This is a genomic window from Alloalcanivorax gelatiniphagus (assembly GCF_005938655.1).
Classification (GTDB): domain Bacteria; phylum Pseudomonadota; class Gammaproteobacteria; order Pseudomonadales; family Alcanivoracaceae; genus Alloalcanivorax; species Alloalcanivorax gelatiniphagus.
In genome coordinates, this window is the sequence record NZ_VCQT01000044.1 from 95,541 (window position 1) to 110,590 (window position 15,050).

Sequence of the window (15,050 nt, forward strand, 5' to 3'; positions counted from 1 at the left end):
TGTCACGACAACACGGAACGCGGAGAACGCCATGGATCGACGTACCCTTCTCAAGTCCCTGGGCCTGGCCGGCGGCGCGCTGCTGGTGCCACGCCTGCCGGCAGCGCCGGTGGGCGCCGGCCCGCTGGCCCGGGGAGAGCCGTTCAGCTATGCCGGCCTCAAGGGCATGGCCCGGCACTTCGCCGGTCAGCCTTATCACTCCCACGAGAAAACCCTGCCGAAGGCGATCCAGGCGCTCACCTGGGACCATTACCAGGCGATCCGCTACCGCCCGGACCATGCGCTGTGGGCGGACCTGCCCGGCGCCGACTTCCGGGTGCAGTTCTTCCACCTGGGGCTGAATTTCAAAACCCCGGTAAAGATGCATGAGGTAGTCGACGGCGAATCCCACCCGGTGCCCTACCGCACCGATCTGTTCGATTTCAGCGGCACCGACGTGGACGCGGCCAGCTTGCCCGAGGGGCTCGGCTTCGCCGGCTTCCGGCTGCTGCACCACAGTGACTGGAAGCGGGACGTGGCGGCGTTTCTCGGCGCCAGCTATTTCCGCGCCACCGGCGCTTCCCGGCAGTTCGGCCTGTCGGCCCGGGGGCTGGCGGTGAACACCGCCCTGCCGGAACCGGAGGAATTTCCCGAGTTCACCCACTTCTGGTTCGAGCGCACCGACCACCCGGATCAGGTGCGGGTGTACGCCTTCCTGGATTCCCCCAGCGTCACCGGCGCCTACCGCTTCACCATCGAGCGGGTGGACGGCGACGTGATCATGGACGTGGACACCGCCCTGTACCCGCGCCAGCCCATCGAACGGCTGGGGGTGGCGCCGCTGACCAGCATGTACCAGATCGGCGAGAACAGCCGCCGGGTGGCCTGGGACTGGCGCCCGGAGATCCACGATTCCGACGGCCTGGCCCTGCACACCGGCGGCGGTGAGTGGCTGTGGCGGCCGCTGGTCAATCCGCCGCAGCTGCGCTTCAACAGCTACAGCGATGAGAATCCGCGCGGCTTCGGCCTGCTGCAGCGGGACCAGGATTTCGACCATTACCAGGACGACGGCGTGTTCTATGAACGGCGCCCGAGCCTGTGGGTGGAGCCGCGCGGCGACTGGGGCAAGGGCGCGGTGCAGCTGGTGGAGATTCCCACCCTGGACGAAACCTTCGACAACATCGTGGCGTTCTGGCGGCCGGACCGGCCGGTGCGGCCGGGGGAGGAATATCTGTTCGCCTACCGGCTGTCCTGGACCGGCCGGCCGCCGCGTCCGCCCCTGGCCCACTGCGTGGCCACCCGCACCGGCCTGGGCGGGGTGATCGGCCGGCCCCGGGACTATTTCAGCTGGCGCTTCGTGGTGGATTTTCGCGGCGGACCACTGTCCGACGGCAGCCTGCCGGACAACGTGGAGGTGGTGCCGGTGATCGACACCGGCGCCGGCCGGGTGGAAATCACCTCGGCCCGGCCATTGCACGCCATCGACGGCTACCGGGCCATGTTCGACCTGGTGCCGCCGGAGGACGATCTGGCGCCGATCAATCTGCGTCTGTTCCTGAAGCGCAAGGACTCCGGCCAGCCGCTCACCGAAACCTGGATCTACCAGTGGACGCCGCCGCCGCTGGACCAGCGCGATCTGCGCAACCCGGGACACCTGTAGCCCCGGCGGCCCTCAGGACGGGTTGACCAGCCCCAGGTTGACCGCCTTGAGGGCGGCCTCGGCGCGGCTGTTGACCTGCAGTTTCTGGTAGATCTCCTTCAGGTAGCCGGCGGCGGTGTGGTGGGAAATGTCCAGTTGCCGGGCGGCGTGTTTCACGCTCAGGCCCTTGGCGATCAGGGTCAGCAGGTCGGTTTCCCGGCGGGTCAGCGGCGTCTCGTCCGGCCCCGGTGTCGACCGGAACTGCTGCAGCAGCCGCCGGGCGATGGACGGGGACAGCGGCGGCCGGCCCTCCAGAATGCCGGTGAGCTGGCGGGTGAATTCCGCTTCCGTGTCGTCCTTGAGCAGATAGCCGTCGGCGCCGGCGCGCAGGCAACCGAACAGGTGCTCGGCGTCGTCGAAGATGGTGGTGACGATGCACGGCGCCTGGGGCCGGTCACGTTTGAAACCGCGAATCAGGTCGGCGCCATCGCCGTCCGGCAGGCCCAGGTCGAGCAGCAGCAGGTCGTAGCGGTACTCCCCCAGACAGCGGCGGGCGCCGGCCAGGTCGTCGGCATGGTCGATCCGCTGCGGCGCCAGGGCGGTCTGCAAACAGGCTCGCAGCCACAGGGCCACGTCCGGCAGGTCCTCGACGATCAACACCTGGTGTGGGCGATTCATGGGGTCCGCTCCAGCGGCACAAATCCAACCGACTTCCTCAACAAGCCGTTCCCCTGCTCGGTTATTCATGGATACTTTCGTTATAGGTACTTTCAACAATAGATACTACAGGCGCGGCGACCACGGTAGCGCGGCGGGCCCTGACGCCCAGTAAACGCCATCGGCGCGACAAGGGGACCCCCTGAAACAAGGGGGCGGGGAGGGACGGGTATGTTTTCATTACGGGCGCGTATCGTCGCCGGCCTGCTGGCGGTGGCGGCCTATGGCCTGCTGGCCCTGGCCGTGGCGCTTTCACTACCACAGGGGGCGGTGCCGCAGGGGCCGCTGTCCTTCCAGCAGGACGGCGAACGGCTGCGGGCCGGGGACGGCCAGGGCGGCGCCCTCACCATGGAACCCTTCACGGTCACCGCCTTCGAGGTGGCCGGCCAACGGCTGCCGGCGAGCCCCTGGCTGGCGGTGGAGGAACCGGACGTGTTGCCGGACTACGCCGCCATGGAGCGCCTGTTCCGCGACCACCAGCGGCTCTACCAGGCGCTGCGGGACGGCACCCTGACGGTGCTCGGCGACGGCGGCCAGCGGCTCCCGGTGACGGCGCTGGAGCGCGGCCTCACCGACCTGCCCGCCCTGTTCTGGCTGCAGCTGCTGTGCGGCCTGGCGGGCATGGTGATCTGCTTGCTGGTGTGGATTCCGGGCCAGCGCGAGGTGGCCATCCATGCCTTCGCCCTGACCGGGCTCAGCTATGTGCTGTTCTCCTCGGCGGCGGCGATCTACAGCACCCGGGCGCTGTTTATTCCCGGCGATCTGTTCGCGCTGCTGTCCGGCCTCAATCATGTGGGCGCCCTGCTGTTCTCCGCCTCCCTGGGGGCCTTTCTCTGGAACTACCCGCGCCGGGCCCCGTCCACCGTGCTGACCGCCGCCTTCTATGGCGCCTTTCTGGTGGCCGTCGTTATCGACCAGGGCCGCTGGACCGCCTCGCCGGTGTCCGGCTTCCATCTCTGGGTGATGGGCATTTTTCTGGTCGGCCTGGCCGGCGCCGGCTGGCAATGGTGGCGCACCCGGGGCCAGCCCATGGAGCGGGCGGCCCTGCGCTGGGTGGTGATCTCCATCGTCGCCGGCACCGCCTTCTTCGCCGGCGGCATGATCCTGCCGGCCATCACGCAATCGGCGCAGCCGGCCTCCCAGGGGCTGCTGTTCACCACCTTTCTGCTGATGTACTCGGGCATGGCCCTGGGCGTGGTGCGCTACCGGCTGTTCGATCTGGAGCGCTGGTGGTTCTCGCTGTGGGCCTGGCTGCTGGGCGGCCTGCTGGTGATGCTTACGGACCTGGTGCTGGCCATGCTGCTGAGCCTGTCCGGCCCGGCCACCCTGAGCCTGTCCCTGGCCCTGGTGGGCTGGTGCTATTTTCCGCTGCGCCAGTATGTGTGGGGCAAGCTGTTCGCGCGCCGGGAGCCGGGCCTGGACGCCTGGCTGGCGCGGGCCCTGCCGGCCATGCTGCGCGCCCGCCATGAACGCCTGGACGACTCCGGGGTGGAAGACGCCCTGCGGGCGGTGTTCCGGCCGCTTTCCCTGGACCGGGAACCGGTGAACCGGGAGCCCGGAAGCCGGACCGGGGCGGCCTGCGCGCTGGCGGACAACGGCGCCGCCCTGCGGGTGCCGGACCCGGCCGGCGACCGGCTCCATGTGCTGCGCCATTCCCAGGAGGGCACCCGGCTGTTCACCCGCCAGGACGTGGACATCGCCGGCCTGGTGCTGGCGTTGCACGAGCTGGTGAACCAGTCCCAGACCGCCCGGGCGGAAGGGGCCAGCGAGGAACGCAACCGCATCCGCCAGGACATCCACGACGACCTGGGCGCCAAGCTGCTGCATCTGCTGCACGCCAGCGACGAGGAGTACCGGCCGCTGGTGCGCGACGCCATCCGCGATCTGCGCGACCTGCTGCAAAACATGGAGGGCCGCTCGGTGGGGCTGGACGCCGCCGCCACCCAGTGGCGGGAAGAAACCGGCCGCCGCTGCGAGGACCACGGCGTGGAGCTGCGCTGGCACCAGACGCTGCCCGCCGTGACCCTGGACGCGGACCAGTACAGCGAGCTGACGCGCATCGTGCGCGAGGCGGTGAGCAACGCGCTGCGCCATGCGCGCAGTTCCATCCTGGAGGTATCGCTGACCAGCGAACAGGACCGCATCGTGATCGTGATCGTTAACGACGGTTTGCAGGAAAGCGGCCAAGGGGCCGGGGGGCGGGGTTTGATGATCATGGCCAATCGCGCCCGCAAGCTGGGCGGCGAATGCCAGTACGGCAGCGAGGGAGACCGCTGGCGCGTGCGGCTGCACGCGCCGTTGGTCCGTTATTCCAGCTGAGGGCTTAATTTCCCCGCTGAGGGCTCAATTCCCCCGCTGAAGGCTCAATTACCGCTGAGGGCTCAGCTACGGGCGCACAGCGCCTCTTTGGCGGCGGCGTATTCCCGGGCCAGCCGCGCCACGTGCTCGGCGGCGGGCAGGATGTCGTCGACCACGCCGATGCCCTGGCCGCAGCCCCAGATATCCTTCCAGGCCTTGGATTTGCTGCTGCTGCCGGAGCCGAAGTTCATCTTCGAGGGGTCGCTTTCCGGCAGGTTGGCCGGGTCCATGCCCGCATTGACGATGGACGGCGCCAGATAGTTGCCGTGCACCCCGGTGAAGAGATTGCTGTAAACGATGTCCGAGGCCTTGCTGTCCACGATCATCTGTTTGTAGCCCTCCACCGCGTTGGCTTCCTTGGAGGCGATGAACATGGAGCCGATGTAGGCCAGATCCGCGCCCATGGCCTGGGCGGCCAGCACCGAGGCGCCGCTGGCGATGGAGCCGGACAGGGCGATGGGGCCGTCGAACCACTGGCGCAGTTCCTGGATCAGCGCGAACGGCGACAGCTGGCCGGCGTGGCCACCGGCACCGGCGGCCACGGCGATCAGGCCGTCGGCGCCCTTCTCGATGGCCTTGCGGCCGAAGCGGTCGTTGATCACGTCGTGCATCACCAGGCCGCCCCAACCGTGCACCGCCTGGTTCAGGTCCTCGCGGGCGCCCAGGGAGGTGATCACCATGGGTACCTTGTACTTCTCGCACAGGGCCAGGTCTTCTTCCAGGCGGTCATTGGTTTTGTGCACGATCTGGTTGACCGCGAACGGCGCGGCCGGGGTGTCCGGGTTGTCCCGGTCCCAGGCGGCCAGTTCCTCGGTGATGCGGTGCAGCCACTCGTCCAGCTGCGACACCGGCCGCGCGTTCAGCGACGGGAAGGAACCGACGATGCCGGCCTTGCACTGGGCGATCACCAGGTCCGGGTTGGAAATAATGAACAGCGGGGAGGCGATCACCGGCAAACGCAGCCGGTCCGCCAAATGCGCGGGTAAAGCCATGACAGACTCTCTCCAGGGGGCAATGGTCCAATAATTTACGGCGTATACTTTATGCTGGGGAAACGGTCGGCGGCAACCCCCGAAACGCCCCGACGGTGACCTTTACGGTCAACGGGTTGGTGATTCTGGCCAGCACCTGATCGCGACTGAAGCGGAGTGCCGCCCAGTCGCTCCTACATCGTGGATGGCCCTCCTGTAGGAGCGACTGGGCGGCACTCCGCTTCAGTCGCGATCCTCGTCGTCCCAATAAGGCGGCAACACCCCCATACCAGCAAACAAGGTACGCATGGTGGTCTGACGCAGAAAATCCACATCCATGCCCGGCCCCAGGGCGCCGCTCTGCTCCAGCACCACGGTGCCGTGAATGACCGCCCAGAACATGTAGCCGATCAGCTTGGCATCGCCGCGCACCAGGCCGGCGTCGATCATCTCCTGCACATAGCCGGCCATGCTTTCGTTGGCCCGGGTGTGGGCCTTGAGCAGTTCCGGGTAGCGTTCCTCGTCGGCCTGGGTGTGTTCGAACAGCAACTGGTAGGTGTCGGGGAAACGACGGGCGAAATCCAGGTAGGCAACGCCCGCCGCCCGGGCCTTGGCGCGGGCATCGCCGGCGGCGCGCACCGCCTGTTCCAGATTCTCGGCGAACTGATTGAAGGCGGCGGCGCGCACCAGCGCCAGAATCTCGTCCTTGTCGCGGAAATAGCGGTACGGGGTCATCGGGCTGACGCCCATCTCCGCGGCGATCTGGCGCATGGTCACGTTGTCCGGGCCGCGCTCCAGGAACAGCCGGGTGGCGGCGTCGCGGACCCGTTCGCGGAACGCCGCCACCTCCCGGTCGGTTTTCGGTTTCTTGGCCATGTCGGGCTCAACCGCGCCCGATGTAGGGCATGCGGGTGGCCATGATGGTCATGAACTGGACGTTGGCCTCCAGCGGCAGCCCCGCCATGTTCACCACCGCCTCGGCCACGTGGGCCACGTCCATGCGGTCCTCCACCAGGATCTCGCCGTTGGCCTGGGGAATGCCGCGCTTCATCGGTTCGGTCATCTCGGTGGCGGCGTTGCCGATGTCGATCTGTCCGCAGGCGATGTGATAGCGGCGGCCGTCCAGGGAGGCGGATCGGGTGAGCCCGGTCATGGCGTGCTTGGTGGCGGTGTAGGGCGCCGAATTGGGGCGCGGCGCATGGGCGGAGATCGAGCCATTGTTGATGATGCGCCCGCCCATGGGGTCCTGGGCCTTCATCACCCGGAACGCCGCCTGGGTGCAATAGAAGGCGCCGGACAGATTAACGTCCACCACCCGCCGCCACTGGGCCGGGGTCAGCTCTTCCAGGGGCACCGGCGGCGCCCCGGTGCCGGCGTTGTTGAACAACAGATCGAGCCGGCCGAAGGCGGCCACGGTACGTTGGAACAGGGCGTCCACCTGGTCCGGATCGCCCACGTCGGTGGGCACCGCCAGGGCCTGCTCCGGGCCCAGGCCGGCCTCCGCCAGCACCCGTTCCAGGCGCTCACCGTCGCGGCCGGCGAACGCCACCCGGTAGCCCGCCGCCACCAGCGCCAGGGCGCTGGCCTTGCCAATGCCGGTGCCGGCCCCGGTGACGATGGCCACCTTGCCGTGGTCGGTGGAATCTTGCTGCATGGGTTTACCCTCGGGTTGTGGTGGGCGTTTTTTCGCCGGCCCCGTCAGGCCAGCAAATCCGCGAACGCGTAGTAGTCCAGCGGCTCGCCCACCGCCACGGTGCGGTCCACCGGCACCACCGCCAGGCCCTCCGCCCACACCGCCGAGCTGAGCATGCCGGAGCTTTGGTTGGGGTGCCGTTGCAGCCACGCCTGGCCGTCCCGCTCCACCCGGCGCACGCGCAGGTACTCCTGGCGCGGGCCCGGGCGGGTCACGGTGAAATCCGCCAGCACACGCTGGGGCACCGGCAACACCGGCGCCGCGCCCAGACAGCGGCGCAGGTAGGGCAGCACCAGGGTCAGGTAGCACACCAGCACCGCCGAAGGATTACCGGGCAGGCCGAAGAACGGCAGGCCGGCGTCGCCGAGACGGCCGAAGGTGAACGGCTTGCCGGGCTTGATCGCCAGACGCCAGAAATCCAGATCGCCGCGCTCTTCCAGGGCGGCGCGCAGGTGGTCTTCCTCGCCCACCGAGACGCCGCCGCTGGCCAGTACCAGATCCGGCGGGTCCGCCAGCAGGGCGTCCAGTTGCTCGCGGGTGCGGGCCCGGTCGTCCGGCAGCCACAGGGAGGTGACCTGGCTGAAACCGCTTTGCCGCAGCAGGCCGGCCATCAGCGGGCCGTTGCTGTTGTAGATTTTCCCGGGCGCCGCCGGGGCCCCCGGTGGCAACAGTTCGTCACCGCTGCTGATCACCGTGACCCGCAGCCGGCGCACCGGCAGTTCGGCCACCCCCACCGAGGCGGCCAGCCCGATGGCCATGGGCGTGAGCCGTTCACCGGCCTCCAGCACCACATCGCCCTGCCGGGAGTCCTGGCCGGCCGGGCGGATATTCTGGCCGGCCCGCACACCGTCGGCGGCGGGTGGCGTCACCGTGCCGTCGCCGAATACACAGTCTTCCTGCATCAGCACGGTGTCGGCGCCGGCCGGCACCGGGGCGCCGGTGAAGATGCGCGCGGCGCCGCCCGGTGCCAGTTCACCGGGGGCATCGCCGGCGGGCACCCGCAGGGTAATCGGCAGGGTGACGGTGCCGTCACCCAGGTCCGCCCAGCGCAGGGCGATGCCGTCCACCGCGGAATTGTCGTGGGGCGGCACCGTCACCCGGGCCGCCACCGGCTCCGCCAGCCAGCCCCCCAGGGCCTGCTCCAGCGGCTCCCGCACCACCCGGCCCAGGGGGCGGGCGGTGGCCAGCAACCGTTCACGGGCCTGGTCCACCGGAATCAATGTCATGGTCAGGCTCCCCGGCTTACCAGGCCGGCGAAATTGCACGGGCGGGTGCGGCTGTCCAGCTGGTTGGCGATGATCTTGTCCCAGCCGGTGGCGCAGGCATTGTTGGAACCGGGCAGGCAGAAAATCAGGGTGCCGTTGGCGACGCCGGCCAGGCAGCGGGACTGAATGGTGGAGGGGCCGATTTCGTCCAGGCTGACCTGGCGGAACAGCTCGCCGAAGCCTTCCACGTGCTTGTCGAACAGCACACCCAGGGCCTCCGGGGTGCTGTCCCGGCCGGAGAAGCCGGTGCCGCCGGTGACCAGCACCACCTGCACCGCCGGGTCGGCGATCCACGCCGACACCACCCGACGCAGCTGATAGATGTCGTCGCGCACCAGGTCCCGGGCCACCACCTTGTGGCCGGCGCCGGTGGCGCGGTCGGCGAGCAGGTCCCCGGAGGTGTCGTTGTCGACGGTGCGGGTGTCACTGACGGTGAGCACCGCCAGCGCCAGCGGTTGGAAGTCGGTGTCGTGGTGAGACATGGGTGCATTCCTTGTAAACGGGACCGCCGATGGTACCAGCGCCCTTACCCCACCGCACAGCACCGTTTGACCGCTGCCGACAGAGGCTGGCGGCGGCCCCGCGCGCCCCGGTATGTTGCCGACCTATACAGACTGTTTATCGGAGTACGCCATGACCACCCTGGAAGAGGCCCAAAGCCGGGCCGCCGGCCTGCCCCGGCTGCCCCAGCGCAAACTCGACCATATCCCCGGCGACTACGGCTGGCCGCTGTTCGGCCAGACCATGGCGTTTCTGCGCGACTACCAGGGGCTGGTACAGCGCCAGGCGCGCCGCTATGGGCCGGTGCATCGCGGCAGCATCCTGTTCCAGCGCGGCGTCACCCTGCTGGGGCCGGAGGCCAACGAGTTCGTGCTGCGCGACCAGGCCCATGTGTTCTCCAGCCGCGCCGCCTGGAATCCGATTCTGGAGCGGCTGTTCACCGACGGGCTGATGCTGCGGGATTTCGCCGACCACAAGTTCCACCGCCGGATCATGCAGCAGGCCTTTAAAAAGCCGGCCCTGGCCAGCTATCTGGCGCGCATGAATCCGCACATCGAAGAGGGCCTGGCGCACTGGCCGGTGGGCGAGACCTTCACCTTCTTCGACCGCATCAAGGCGTTGCTGCTGGATGTGGGCGCGCAGATCTTCTTCGGCCTGGACATGGGCCCGGAGGCGGACCGGGTGAACCGCTCTTTTATCGACGCCGCCGACGCCTCCCTGGCGATTCTGCGGCTGCCGGTGCCGGGCACCTTGTGGCACCGGGGGCTGAGCGGGCGCCGCTACCTGGAACGTTTCGTCACCGATCTGATTCCGGAGAAACGGCGAGCGGCGACGCCGGACTTCTTCAGTCAGTTGTGCCAGGCGGCGGCGGAGGAAGGCGGCCTCACCGGCCAGGACGTGGCCAACCATATGATCTTTCTGTTGTTCGCCGCCCACGACACCACCACCAGCACGTTGTGCTCGCTGATCTATCTGCTGTGCCAGAACCCGCAGTGGCAGAGCCGGCTGAGCGACGAGATGGAGCGGGTGGCGGGCACCCTGGCCGAGGGCGAGGCGCTGGGCTATGCCCATCTGGAGGCCATGGTGGAGACCGGTTGGGTGTTCCGCGAGACCCTGCGCATGCGGCCGGCGCTGACCAACTTTCCGCGCCGTACCACGGAGGAGGTGGAGTTCCAGGGCTTTCGGATTCCGCGCAATACCATGGTCAATCTGTCGCCGCTGTTCACCCATTACATGCCGGAGTACTGGAGCGAGCCGGAGCGGTTCGATCCGGAGCGCTTCAGCGATGGGCGGGCGGAGCACAAGGGGCACCATTTCCAGTGGATTCCGTTCGGGGGCGGGCAGCATAAGTGTTTGGGGCTGAATTTCGCGGAGATCCAGGCGAAGGCGTTTCTGTTCCATTTCCTGCGGCGTTATCGGGTGTCGGTGCGGGAGGGGTATGAGATGCCGGTGCAGTTGGTGCCTTTGGCGATGCCCAAGGATGGGTTGCCGGTGCGGATTGAGCGGCGGTAGGTCTCTCTCGGGGAGGGGCTCTCCAGCGGGGGCGCGGATCTGCGTTACGCCCGACCGGGAACGCCGTGAACCCGTCCATGGGGGCTCCCTTTCGAACGTCCTGTTCTCAAGGGTCCCGGTCGGGCGTAACGCAGCTCCGCTTCGAGGTAACCCCGGCCGTTTCTCCAGTGGGGCAGGAAGCGGTGCTTCGCAATACGCTTGCCTCACCCCTGTAGCTCGTTTCCGGCATCCCTGCCTCCAACGGTCCCGACGGGGCCCACCGGGCCTTCGGCCTTGGGCACGCTTCGATTCGGGGTGGGGGCGGATAGGTGTGGTCGGTGTTTGAGGGGGTGGGGGTTGGGAGTAGACTGGGCTCTTTTCCGAGTCTGGTTCGTTGTGATGTCCACGTTTCTGGTGAAGTTGTTATTGTCCCTGGCGGTGGTGGTGGGGGCGTTGGTGTTGTCGTCGCTGTTGCGGGGCATGACCCGGCGGTTGGGCGCGCGGCGTGGTTTGGCGCGGGGGCGGGTGTTCCAGGTGGCGGTGCTGATCAATGTGCTGTGCCTGGTGCTGGGCATGTTGCTGCTGGGCGTGATCTGGGGGCTGAGCGGCGATGGCTTCATGGTGTTCACCACTTCCCTGGTGGCGTTGCTGGGTGTGGCGCTGTTCGCCAGTTGGTCCATGCTCAGCAATGCCACCGCGGCGGTGATCCTGTTTTTCAGCGCCCCCTACCGGATCGGTGACCGGATTCGTTTGCTCGATGGCGACAATACCGTGACCGGGTGCATCCGCCATATGGGGCTGGTGTTCGTGGTGCTGGAGGACGATGATGGCCACCATTACACCTTGCCCAACAATATGCTGCTGCAGAAGACGGTGATTCAGCTGCGCGGCGAGGGCATTCCCGCCGACCAGAAGCATTGCCGTTAAGGCCGGGCCGTTCAGGACTTCTTCGATGCCGCCGATTCTGACCACCGTCTGCCTGCTCACCCTGAGCAACATCTTCATGACCTTCGCTTGGTACGGGCACCTGAAGAACATGGCACACAAGCCGTGGATCGTGGCCGCCCTGGTGAGCTGGGGCATTGCCCTGTTCGAGTATTTGCTGCAGGTGCCGGCCAACCGCATCGGCCACCAGATGCTGTCCGTGGGGCAGTTGAAGATCACCCAGGAGGTGATCACGCTGACGGTGTTCGTGCCTTTTTCGCTTTTTTACCTGAAGGAAAAGCTCAGCTGGGACTACCTGTGGGCGGGGCTGTGCCTGATGGGCGCGGTATTTTTCATCTTCCGTGGCCGGCTGATGGGCTGAGCCCGGCGGCCGGGGCGGGTATAGTAAGCGGCGACCACCAAGGAGAGAGACGCATGCGCACGTTGATGATGGGGTTGCTGGCGGGATCGCTGGCGCTGACCGGCTGCCAGAGCGGCCGCACCGCTCACCCGCTACCCGACGCCTGTTTCCAGGCCCCGGACACCGGCCAGTGCCGGGCGGCGATACCGCGTTACTATTACGACGCGGACGCGGACCGTTGCGAGCAGTTCACCTGGGGCGGTTGCGAAGGCAGCGTTCCGTTCGAGACCCTGGACGCCTGCATGGCCACCTGCTACGCGCCGGCACCGGATTTGCAAGACACGTCGCAAGACGGAGACGGCCAGGGTAGCGAGATGCCGTGAACGAGCACAGCCGACAAATGCTGAGGGTGGTCTACGCCCTGCTGCTGATCGGCCTGCTCACCGGCGGTCTGACCGCCCTGGTGGGCGCGGTGATCGCTCACCTGAACGCCCCGGAAGCGCGGGAGCCGGAACGCTCCCATTACCGTTTCCAGTACCGGACCTTCTGGATCGGGCTGTTGTATTACCTGATCGCCGGCGTCACCACCCTGGCGCTGATCGGCTGGCTGCTGCTGGTGATCATCATGGTCTGGTGGGTGGTGCGTTGCGTGCGCGGCCTGCGTGACGTGGCCCGCGACCGGGCACCGGCCAACCTGACCACCTGGGGGTTCTAGCCGGGCACGCCACGCCGGCCCCTGTCATAAAATTGTTATCGGACCCGGCCACACTGCCGGGTCCGCCAATCGGGAGATCATCCATGGCTTTACTGCGTTCGTTCGTTTTGATTCTGGGTTCCGCCCTGCTGCTGTCCGCCTGCGCCCGCAGCCCGGTGGTGCAGCTGTATGACGGCGCCGCCAAGCCGGACGCCCAGGTGCTGACGGTGCGGATACCGTCGGACCTGGAAGTGTTCACCATCAACGGCAAGGAAGTGGATGGCGTGAACACCTTCTTCAGCAGCGGTTACAAGGATCTCAAGCTGACCCCCGGGCGCTATGAGATCATGGCCTACTACAAGCGCCTGTGGGATCTGGACGCGGACAACCATGAAGTGCTCAAGTCCGACCCGGCCAAATTCACCGTGGACGGCAGCGCCGGTGAGTTCTACCGGCTGGCCTTCGACCGCCCGGAAAACGTGGACCAGGCCCGCGTGCTGGCCGATGATTTCTCCGGCCGGGTGGAAAACGTGACCACCGGCGAGAGCACCCCGTCCGAGCCCAGCGGCCTGGTGCTGAACCGGGGCATCCTGGCGCCGATCACCGGCACCGAAGTGGAGCAGGCCTCTTCCAACGCGGTCACCCCGCAGGGCGGTGGCGGCACCGAGCAACCGGCCTTCGCCGGCCGTGCCAAGGTCACCACCGTGGCCCCCGCCGGCCAGCCGCCGGCCACCCCCGCGCAACCGGCCCCGGCGCCGGCACCGGCACCCGCCGCCCAGGGCGCCAGCTATCTGGACACCCTGAAAGCGCAATGGAATCAAGCCACCCAGGAAGAGCGCCGCCAATTCCTGCAGTGGATTTCTCAGTAACGTTTGAGGCTCAAGCTGTAGGGGCGATGACTTTGTAGGCGCGACTGTAGGAGCGACTTCAGTCGCGATATCAGCGTCATGATCGCGACTGAAGTCGCTCCTACAAAGTCGCTCTTACAGGGGCCCGCCTACACAGCCCCGCCCTTATTCCCCCTGCAGCGTTGCCACGATGCGCCGGCCGCCGGCGTGATCGCGGTGCTCGCAGAGATAAATCCCCTGCCAGGTGCCCAAGGCCGGTGCGCCGTCGCGGATCGGCAGCGTCAGGCTTGCGCCGATCAGTACCGTCTTGATGTGCGCCGGCATGTCGTCCGGGCCTTCCAGGGTGTGCGCGTAGTGCGGCGCGTTCTCCGGCACCATCACGTTGAAGTGCCGCTCCAGGTCACCGCGCACGTCCGGGTCGGCGTTTTCGTTGATGGCCAGGGAGGCGGAGGTGTGCTGGATAAACAGGTGCAGCAGGCCCACCCGCAGGTCACCCAGTTCCGGCAACTCGCCGAGCAGTTCCCGGCTGATCAGATGAAAGCCCCGCGCGCGCGGGGCCAGGGTCAGTATCCGTTGATGCCACATGGCCGCTTTCCTTTAACGCTCTTTCCTTTACGGTGATGGCCGTTCAGGCGCTGGTCAGGCCGTTGACCACGTTCTCCGGCCGCCCGTTTTTCCAGGCCCGCAGATTGCTCACCACCCCGTCCAGCAGGCGCTGACGGGACTCGCGGCTCACCCAGGCGCTGTGTGGGGTGAGGATCAGGTTGGGCAGGTCATCCGCCAGCAGCGGGTGGTCCGCCGCCGGCGGCTCCTGGCTGAGCACGTCCAGGGCGGCGCCGCCCAGGGTGCCGCCGCGCAGCGCCCGGGCCAGAGCCGGCTCATCCACCAGACCGCCACGGGCGGTATTGATCAGGCCGGCGCCGGGTTTCATGGCGGCCAGAAACTCCGCGTTCACCAGCTTGTCGGTCTGCGGGGTCAGCGGGCAGTGCAGGCTGATCAGGTCGCAGCGGGCCAGCAGTTCCTCCAGGGGCACGCGGCCGGGCTCGTCCCTGGCTCCCGGCCGCAGCGAGCGGGCCACCAGCACCTTCATGCCGAACGCTTCCGCCAGCGCCTGCACCCGGCGCCCCAGATCGCCATGGCCGATCAGCCCCAGCGTCTTGCCATGGAGATCGAAAACCGGAAAGTCCATGCGACAGAACATGGGCGAGCGCGGCCAGGCCTGACGGGCCTCCCGGTCGTACTGGTGCCAGCGGGTGGCCAGGCCGAGCATCAGCGCCAGGGTGTGCTGGGCCACGGTTTCGGTGCCATAGCCACTGACGTTGCAGACCACCACGCCCTGGCGGCGGGCCGCCTCCAGATCCACGTTGTTGATGCCGGTGGCGGAGATGCAGATCAGCTTGAGATCCGGCGCCGCCGCCAGCGTTTCCGCGTCGATCACCACCTTGTTGGTGACCGCCACGGTGACGCCTTGCAAACGGTTTTTTACAGCGTCCGGGCCGGTTTGCTCGTAGTATGTCCAGTGTGACAGTTGCTGTTCCAGAGCCGAGAAATCCAGTTCTTCGAGCTTCAGGGTTTGACTGTCGAGAATAACGCCTTTCATGAAAACACC

General features: G+C 67.6%; 16 protein-coding genes and 1 pseudogene. 9 read left to right on the plus strand and 8 right to left on the minus strand.

Going from position 1 to position 15,050, the window contains the following annotated elements; translation table 11 throughout:
• The first annotated feature begins 31 nt into the window (after positions 1 to 31).
• Positions 32 to 1,639: an OpgD/OpgG family glucan biosynthesis protein gene (locus tag FGS76_RS14600; RefSeq protein ID WP_138773379.1), complete on the plus strand. Its 1,608-nt coding sequence runs from the start codon at positions 32 to 34 to the stop codon at positions 1,637 to 1,639.
• Between the two features lie 12 nt (positions 1,640 to 1,651).
• Here FGS76_RS14600 and FGS76_RS14605 read toward each other — a convergent pair whose 3' ends face one another.
• Complete coding sequence (locus FGS76_RS14605; RefSeq protein ID WP_138773380.1) at positions 1,652 to 2,296, minus strand: response regulator transcription factor; 645 nt, start codon at positions 2,294 to 2,296, stop codon at positions 1,652 to 1,654.
• Between the two features lie 1,985 nt (positions 2,297 to 4,281).
• On the opposite strand from FGS76_RS14605, the pseudogene FGS76_RS19900 reads away from it, so the two are divergent.
• Positions 4,282 to 4,404: pseudogene (locus tag FGS76_RS19900) on the plus strand (hypothetical protein); the annotation flags it as partial.
• On the plus strand, positions 4,355 to 4,654 hold the full coding sequence (locus FGS76_RS19905; RefSeq protein ID WP_476726667.1) for an ATP-binding protein: 300 nt from the start codon (positions 4,355 to 4,357) through the stop codon (positions 4,652 to 4,654). The pseudogene FGS76_RS19900 and the gene FGS76_RS19905, both read left to right, overlap by 50 nt.
• A 62-nt stretch (positions 4,655 to 4,716) precedes the next feature.
• Here FGS76_RS19905 and FGS76_RS14615 read toward each other — a convergent pair whose 3' ends face one another.
• The 5 genes from FGS76_RS14615 to moaB form a co-directional block, all read right to left on the minus strand.
• A complete protein-coding gene (locus FGS76_RS14615) occupies positions 4,717 to 5,685 on the minus strand; it encodes an NAD(P)H-dependent flavin oxidoreductase (RefSeq protein WP_138773382.1) in 969 nt (322 codons plus the stop codon).
• Positions 5,686 to 5,907: 222 nt separating this feature from the next.
• Positions 5,908 to 6,540 carry a TetR/AcrR family transcriptional regulator gene (locus FGS76_RS14620; protein ID WP_138773383.1) on the minus strand — a complete coding sequence of 211 codons (633 nt, stop codon included), beginning with the start codon at positions 6,538 to 6,540 and terminating at the stop codon, positions 5,908 to 5,910.
• 7 nt (positions 6,541 to 6,547) lie between these two features.
• Entirely contained in the window at positions 6,548 to 7,318 is a 771-nt protein-coding gene (locus FGS76_RS14625) for an SDR family oxidoreductase (RefSeq protein ID WP_138773384.1), read from the minus strand.
• A gap of 44 nt (positions 7,319 to 7,362) precedes the next feature.
• Complete coding sequence (locus tag FGS76_RS14630; RefSeq protein WP_138773385.1) at positions 7,363 to 8,583, minus strand: molybdopterin molybdotransferase MoeA; 1,221 nt, start codon at positions 8,581 to 8,583, stop codon at positions 7,363 to 7,365.
• A gap of 2 nt (positions 8,584 to 8,585) precedes the next feature.
• On the minus strand, positions 8,586 to 9,104 hold the full coding sequence (gene moaB / locus FGS76_RS14635; RefSeq protein WP_138773386.1) for a molybdenum cofactor biosynthesis protein B: 519 nt from the start codon (positions 9,102 to 9,104) through the stop codon (positions 8,586 to 8,588).
• Positions 9,105 to 9,255: 151 nt separating this feature from the next.
• On the opposite strand from moaB, the gene FGS76_RS14640 reads away from it, so the two are divergent.
• The 6 genes from FGS76_RS14640 (at position 9,256) to FGS76_RS14665 (ending at position 13,462) form a co-directional block, all read left to right on the plus strand.
• A complete protein-coding gene (locus FGS76_RS14640; RefSeq protein ID WP_138773387.1) occupies positions 9,256 to 10,635 on the plus strand; it encodes a cytochrome P450 in 1,380 nt (459 codons plus the stop codon).
• 378 nt (positions 10,636 to 11,013) lie between these two features.
• Positions 11,014 to 11,541, plus strand: a complete 528-nt coding sequence (locus FGS76_RS14645) for a mechanosensitive ion channel domain-containing protein (protein ID WP_138773388.1) — start codon at positions 11,014 to 11,016, stop codon at positions 11,539 to 11,541.
• 25 nt (positions 11,542 to 11,566) lie between these two features.
• Positions 11,567 to 11,920: a DMT family protein gene (locus FGS76_RS14650; protein ID WP_138773389.1), complete on the plus strand. Its 354-nt coding sequence runs from the start codon at positions 11,567 to 11,569 to the stop codon at positions 11,918 to 11,920.
• A 53-nt stretch (positions 11,921 to 11,973) separates the two neighbouring features.
• Complete coding sequence (locus tag FGS76_RS14655) at positions 11,974 to 12,282, plus strand: BPTI/Kunitz domain-containing protein (protein ID WP_138773390.1); 309 nt, start codon at positions 11,974 to 11,976, stop codon at positions 12,280 to 12,282.
• Positions 12,279 to 12,614, plus strand: a complete 336-nt coding sequence (locus tag FGS76_RS14660; RefSeq protein WP_240692552.1) for a DUF4870 family protein — start codon at positions 12,279 to 12,281, stop codon at positions 12,612 to 12,614. Before FGS76_RS14655 ends, FGS76_RS14660 begins: the two co-directional genes overlap by 4 nt.
• Before the next feature lie 83 nt (positions 12,615 to 12,697).
• The gene (locus tag FGS76_RS14665; RefSeq protein WP_138773391.1) at positions 12,698 to 13,462 is read left to right on the plus strand and encodes a DUF2057 domain-containing protein; all 765 of its coding nucleotides are present in this window, start codon (positions 12,698 to 12,700) and stop codon (positions 13,460 to 13,462) included.
• A 144-nt stretch (positions 13,463 to 13,606) separates the two neighbouring features.
• On the opposite strand, the gene FGS76_RS14670 is transcribed toward FGS76_RS14665, so the two are convergent.
• Together FGS76_RS14670 and FGS76_RS14675 are read right to left on the minus strand one after the other, a co-directional pair.
• Positions 13,607 to 14,026: a secondary thiamine-phosphate synthase enzyme YjbQ gene (locus tag FGS76_RS14670; RefSeq protein ID WP_138773392.1), complete on the minus strand. Its 420-nt coding sequence runs from the start codon at positions 14,024 to 14,026 to the stop codon at positions 13,607 to 13,609.
• 43 nt (positions 14,027 to 14,069) lie between these two features.
• On the minus strand, positions 14,070 to 15,041 hold the full coding sequence (locus FGS76_RS14675) for a 2-hydroxyacid dehydrogenase (RefSeq protein WP_138773393.1): 972 nt from the start codon (positions 15,039 to 15,041) through the stop codon (positions 14,070 to 14,072).
• Positions 15,042 to 15,050 lie beyond the last annotated feature (9 nt).